1 rRNA gene is annotated in these 273 nt (G+C 58.6%); it reads left to right on the top strand.

Annotated elements, in window-relative coordinates:
- The first annotated feature begins 5 nt into the window (after nt 1-5).
- Nucleotides 6-118 (top strand): 5S ribosomal RNA (rrf, locus tag ABW16_RS23695).
- Nucleotides 119-273: the final 155 nt, after the last annotated feature.

The raw sequence follows: 273 nt of genomic DNA on the forward strand, positions 1-273 counted from the left end.
AGAGTTACGGCGGAAATAGCGACAGGGAAACGCCCGGTCCCATCCCGAACCCGGAAGCTAAGCCTGTCAGCGCCGATGATACTGCCCACACGGGTGGAAAAGTAGGACACCGCCGAACACAATTTAAGTGAAACGCCCCCCGAGAAAGGCGGGTTCACATGGTCGTCGCAACACTCTCGATTGAGAGGTTGCGACGACCATGTCGTTTTCGGAGGACTGTGCTCGGTTCGGTGATCAGCTGGCGAGGCTGGTTGACGCTGGGGTGCCGGTGAA

The organism is Mycolicibacter heraklionensis (assembly GCF_001021505.1).
GTDB lineage: Bacteria > Actinomycetota > Actinomycetes > Mycobacteriales > Mycobacteriaceae > Mycobacterium > Mycobacterium heraklionense.